Annotated in this window: 2 protein-coding genes; both read left to right on the top strand. The window is 41.8% G+C overall.

Annotated elements, in window-relative coordinates; genetic code table 11:
* Positions 1 to 157: 157 nt before the first annotated feature.
* Positions 158 to 2,698 (top strand): [protein-PII] uridylyltransferase, encoded by a 2,541-nt coding sequence (gene glnD, locus HZC12_10835; GenBank protein MBI5027198.1) that lies wholly within the window; start codon positions 158 to 160, stop codon positions 2,696 to 2,698.
* On the top strand, positions 2,677 to 6,412 hold a 3,736-nt coding region (locus HZC12_10830; protein MBI5027197.1), incomplete at its 3' end, for a translocation/assembly module TamB domain-containing protein. The genes glnD and HZC12_10830, both read left to right, overlap by 22 nt.

Here is a 6,412-nt window from a genome sequence, read left to right as displayed (position 1 = left end):
TCTGCCAACCGAGCTGAGTGTCTGGTCAATTCTTTTAGCTTTTTTCTTTTCTGCGAGCGTTGGCATATTTTTTGGGGTTTACCCTGCTAAAAAAGCAGCATCATTAGACCCCATTATGGCGCTGAGGTATGAATAAATGGGAAATAGGAAATAGGAAATGGGAAGTGAGGTTTTAAAATTAGAGATATTTGTTGATGAGCTAAAAGAGTTATTCTACCGGGGTCTTGGTGGCAGAGAGATGGTGCGCACTTATAGCAATATCATTGACCGTTACATCAGGAGTATTTTTAACAGGAATCAGGAGTCTCTTGCTATTGTTGCGCTCGGCGGGTATGGAAGGCAGGAAATGGCTCCATATTCTGATGTTGACCTTATGTTTCTCTACAGGGATAAATTGGCAGCAGATGCAGAAAAGGACGCAAAAAATCTGCTTTATAACTTATGGGATTCGGGCTTTCAGGTAGGTCATTCTTTCAGGTCAATAAAAGACTGTATGAGAATTGCTGCGAAAGACATAACCACAAAAACCTCTTTTTTAGAGGCAAGATTCTTGACAGGCAATATTGATATTTATAAAGATTTCAGGGCCGAAATAGATAAGATTCTGAGCAGAAAACCACAGATTTTTTTAACAGAAAAGCTCAGGGAAATGTTCTCCCGCCACAGAAATTATGGCTCTTCCCCTTATCTGCTTGAGCCCCATGTCAAAGAGGGCGAGGGTGGGTTGAGGGATGTCCATACTGCTATGTGGCTTGCGAGAGTTGTCCTCAAGCTCGAGGGGTCGGTGCGACCAGGGATTGAAGGTCTTAACACGGTTCTAAGCGAGAAAAATTATGCAAGGCTGCTAAATGCATTTGATTTTCTGCTCAGGGTAAGGGTTGGCCTTCAGCTTGAGTCTAAGAGAAAGAATGATGTCCTGTCTTTTCTGTATCAGGAAGCCCTGGCCCCGGTTTTTGGTTTCAAGGATGCAGAAGACTTCTCAGCCCCTGAGAGATTCATGCGGTATTATTATATAAAGGCAAGGGAGATAAAGGAGATTTCATTCAGGGTCTTTGAGATTTGCGGCAGCCGTTTTATTAAGAGGCCTAAAAGGCCTGTAATGAGAAAAATCTCAGATGCTTTTATTCTGTCGGACGGCTATATTGTAACGGCTCATTTCGATAAGAATTTCTTTACAGAAGAACCGCTCAGATTAATGGAGGCATTTTATCTTTCCCAGAAATACAGGACAGCATTAAGCCCGCTGCTTAAAGAGGCCATTGGTGAGAGCCTTCACCTTGTAGACGAAGCTTTTAGAGAATCAAAAAAGGCTTCAGAATTTTTCATTGAGATACTTAAAGGCCATCGTGTTTATGAGACACTTAAGGAAATGCATGATTCAGGTTTTCTCGGCAATTATATCCCTGAATTTGCTATGCTCAATGCCCTTGTAATATTCGATGTCTATCATAAATACACAGTAGATGAACATACCCTTTTTGCTATAAAGACCCTTCAGGCGTTGGAAGCTAATGTAATTGAGAGACTTACATTTGTTGCAGACGTTTATAAGGCACTGAAAAGACCACATAACCTCTTTCTTGCCCTTCTGCTTCACGATATAGGCAAGGCCATGGGCAGGGGTCACGAATCTGCTGGCTTGATTAAAGTAAGAAACATACTCGAGAGATTGAGCATCGAGGGTTTTGATAAGGAGGAAGTTACGTTTCTTGTGACGAACCATCTTTTGATGTCACAGATAGCGCAAAAGAGAGAAGCAGAAGACCCGAATGTTGTTTCCTATTTTGCCAGGATTGTGGGGGATGAAGAAAAACTTAATGCCCTTTTCCTGCTCTCATATGCTGATATCTCTGCTGTAAGACCGGGCTTCTGGTCTGACTGGAAGGCATTTCTTTTAGAAGACCTTTATCTAAGGACCAGTATGTATCTGAGGGGAGAAGAGAGGGACAGGTATAGGGCTGTTTATAATCTGCTTCCGAAATATCCATCAATAACAGAGGAGGATGTATCTTCTCATTTCAAAAATATGTCTGAGCGGTATTTGAATTCCACGCCGCCTGAAACTGTAATAAAAGATATAAAAGTTGTGGATTCTATCAGAAAAGACAGTTTTTTCTTTTTTCATTCAAAGCGAAAAGAGACAGGGAGCACAGAATTAACAATTGGAACATGGGACAGTCCTGGGTTGTTTTCAAGAATAACCGGTGTTATATCTTCGAAAGGTCTGAATATTTTAAGGGGACAGGTCTTTACCGGTTATGATGGTATTGTTATTAACAGGATGCAGATATCCAATTGGGATGAGATCTACTGGGATGGCCTTCCCTCAAGGCTCAAGGAGGATTTACGGGGGGCATTGCTTGAAGCCAGGGAAATACGGCCTGTGAGGGCTGGTGGCGAAGTAACGTATAATAAGTTTAGTGGAGTTTCAGTTAGGACACCGGTAAAGATAGAGCTTGATAATGAAATATCGAGCGAGTTTACTGTGCTTGAGCTTACCTGTCCTGACAGGGTCGGGCTTTTATATGATATTTCTGCCCTTCTGTTTAGTAAAGACATAGGTATAGTTTCAGCAAAGATAAACACTGATGCCGAAGTTGCAATGGATGTTTTTTATATCAATTCGCAGGGCAGGAAAGTAAGCGGATATGACGGTTTTGAACTTATGGGGGTATTGTGGGAACTTCTAAAAGGCTAAAGAGATTTATTTTTATAGCAATAGCCCTTGTTTTCGTAAGCCTTGTTTTTTTCCTGTTCAGGGGGCCATATCTATCGAATGCCTTTAAGAGGCTGATCCTGCCAGAACTTGAGGAGATCACAGGTGAGAGGGTGGTTATTGATAAGGTTGTCCTGAATCCATTTCCACTCTATGTTGAAGCGAGGAGGCTTAAGCTTTCTGATAAGGATGGGAATACACTATTAAAGATTAATAAAGTCAGGGCATATATAGAGCTGTCGGGTTTACCATCAAAAAATATAAATATTGGCCGGTTGATTATAAAAGAGCCTGAGATAACATCTGAAAAAGAGGACATAGATAGAGTGGTGAAGTCAGTGAAAAAATATATTGCCGAGGACAAAGGCAAGGCGTTCAAAGTCAGGCTGAAAAGCATCAAATTAACCGGCGGCAATTTTAATTTGCAGGTCGGTACGACTCGATTCCGAGATGGTGATAAAAAGACGACCTTTTCAGGTGATGGGCTTTCCTCAGAGGTAGTCATAAAAGAAAGGGTTACTGTTGATTTTAAACTAAAGAGCGGTGTTTTAAAGGTTGAGAATATTCCTGAGATTAAAGGGGGCATTGAAGGAAGGATAAAACTGGACAGTAAGAAGACAGAGATCATCGGGGTTAAATTTTCTTCCTCAGGTTCCACAATCGAGGCAAGCGGCGATGTGTATCCGGGCAAAGGTATTTTGTCGGCAAAGGCCAATGTCCTGCTTTCGACATTAAAAGACTTTTTTAATTTAAAAGAAAAGGGCGATGGGGTAATTACTCTATCAGGCTCTGTTAAATTCGATGGTTCTAAAGCAATGGTAGACTTAAAAACCAGAGGGTGGTTTTACCTTGAGACCCTCATGGAATTTATCAATATAAAGGAGGACATCAGCGGCCTGATTTCCGTAGATGGTAAAATATCAGGCATTTATCCAGAAATAAAAGGCGAGGGCGATGTGACTTTTAAAAATGGAAAGCTGAGCACACTGCCTGTAGATGATATGAAGGGGCGTTTAAATTATGAGAATAAAGTTTTTACCATGAAAGATTTCACGGCCCGTATTTATGGCGGTGCATTAAGGGGTAATGCCAGATTACGTGTCCCTGGCGGTGCATATTATGTTAAGGCCGATGTCTCGGATATTGATAGCCCTGGATTCCTGAAATTTATTGGCTGGGAGCCACCAATCCCTGCAGGCAAGATCAGCGGGAACTTTGAGCTGGCAAAAGAGCCAGACAAAGAGTTTTCAGTTCAATCGCATATTAATTATTTAAATAAAACCCCTGCAGGGCCTGATATCCTTGGAAGGCTTAAAAAGATTGAAGGGACTATAAATTTAAAAAATAATATCCTGACGATTTCTAATTCAAACATTTCTACTGCCATATCTACGCTTTTCCTGGAGGGCACTGTAAATTTCAGTAAAAGTCTTTTTGACCTCAAAGCCAGGGTTGAGAGCGCCGATGCAACGGATTTAATGTCGCCATATTACTCGTTCAAGGCGCCAGTGAGTTTTGTCGGTGGGATTAATGGCCTGATTTCAGACCCTGTGATTTCAGGAGAGTTTAGTTTTGGGCAGGGCATTCTTAATGAGGTTACTATTACTAAGGCCTCAGGAAGTTTAACGTATAAGATAAAATCTCTTTCAGTTGGGTCTCTCAAAGTAGAGCAGGGGCAGTCGGTCTATGACATCTCGGGCAGCATTTCCTTTAAGGAGGCAGAAGATATCTTTTCTTTCCCGGAGCCTTATTTTGAGGCAAAGGCAAAAATCAAGAAGGGAGACCTTGGGTTAGCCTTAAAGGCTGTGTATAAAGAACTCCCTATTACAGGCTCTATTGATGGAGACATATCATTTAAGGGCAGCAGAAAGGACTTCAAGAGTAGTGCCAATATTGTAACTGAAAGGGCTGATGTCTTTGGACAACTCATAGATAAGGCTATTATAAGTGCAATAATCAATCCGCAGGATATAGTTTTCCCCTTGCTGGAGCTACAGAGAGAGGAGTCAAGGCTAAGTCTGAAAGGTTCTTTATCTTTTGATGGAAAATTTTCATTCACCACAGTGGCAGGGCACAACACAGTTAACCTGAAAGATGTAACTGCCATCCCTGCAAATTTCCCGATTAATGTCAGGTTAAGCCTCGATGCTAAAGGCTCAGGGACATTTGAAAAGCCGAATATAATGCTTTCAGCCAGAGTTCTTGAGGGCAGTCTTAAGGATGCTAAATTCGGGAAAGGAGAAATCAACGCACAATTAGATGGCAAGCAGTTAAATGCTACGGGGAATCTGTTTAATAATACCCTGATTATAACAGGCAAGGCCAACCTGTCGAAGACTCTACTATGGGACATAGACCTTAAATTCAGGAAAGGGAGATATGATTTCCTTCTTGCTGCTTATTTAAAGGATATACCCAGGGACCTCGCTGTTTTTATAAACGGAGACGTTAAGGTAACGGGAGAGGGTAAAAAGGTTTTTATGCAATCAAAACTTAACGCCCTTAATGTGAGTCTTTATGGATACAACCTCAGGAATCAGGGGGACATTATCTTTGAACTTGCAGAAAAAGATTTCAGGATAAAGGCACTGTCTTTGAAGGGAGACTATGGTGATATATCGGTGAGAGGTGGATTGAAACTCGGGCATAGCTATAATATAGCCATTGAAGGCCGAATGGATATTGCACCACTGAAGGCTATGACAAAAGATATAGAGTCTTTAAGAGGGGAGGGGAATTTTGTTGTTGAGGCTACAGGCCCATGGGAGTCACCGGAACTTAAAGGAGGAATAAATATAAGAAATGCCTCCATGCTGTTGGTGGATTTTCCTCACAGGATAGGGCCACTTGATGGAAATGTATATTTCGATCATGACAGGGTTATTTTCGACTCTTTTAATGCAGGATTCGGCGGCGGCAAGGTTAAGGGTTCTGGTGTGGGTTATTTGAAGGGTATGTCTTTGAAAAGGTTATTTTTTGATTCTCAACTTCAGGATATCAGGCTTAGGCCTATAGAGGGAGCGGATGTAACATTTAATGGAAAACTCTTTTATGAAATCTCTTCCAAAGACCAGAGACTTTCAGGAGACGTATTTATAGAGAAAGCCAGGTACAATAAAAGAATTGAGTGGAAGAGCTGGTTGGTGAGCCTTAAGCCAGTTGAAAAGCTCAGAGTAGAACAACCAGGTTTTTTTGGAAGGACAGCGTTAAATATACATCTATCAGGCCAGGACAATATAGTCATAGATAATAACGTAGCCAGGACGCCTATAAAGGTTGACATGATACTGAAGGGAACTGTTAATCAGCCGAGGCTTCTGGGAAGGTTGGAGGCTGCGGGAGGGATCGTGTTTTTCAGGAGCAATGAGTTCAGGATTATAAATGGCAGGGTTGACTTTATAGACCCGAATAGAATTTACCCGATATTTCACATACAGGCTGAGACTGTAACAAAGGGCTACTATATAAAGCTAAATCTTGACGGCCCCATAGACAAATTTACCCTTTCCCTGTTTTCCTCTCCGCCTTTGAGTGAAATGGACATCCTTGCGTTACTTACTGTTGGCCAGATCACCAAGGAGCTGAAGGGGTTTGAGGGTGGTGTTGGTGCGGGTGAGGCCGCATCATTCCTTACAGGTAGACTTCAGCATGTGATGGAAGAGAGATTAAAGAATATCACAGGTTTTGACCGTTTTC

The organism is Nitrospirota bacterium (assembly GCA_016214385.1).
Lineage (GTDB): Bacteria > Nitrospirota > Thermodesulfovibrionia > UBA6902 > JACROP01 > JACROP01.
Note: the sequence above shows the minus strand (reverse complement) of the source record. Positions and strands in the feature narration are given on the sequence as shown.

Excerpts from the sequence above, each read along its gene's own strand:
- glnD (MBI5027198.1), top strand. The coding sequence starts at position 158 with ATGGGAAGTGAGGTTTTAAAATTAGAGATATTTGTTGATGAGCTAAAA.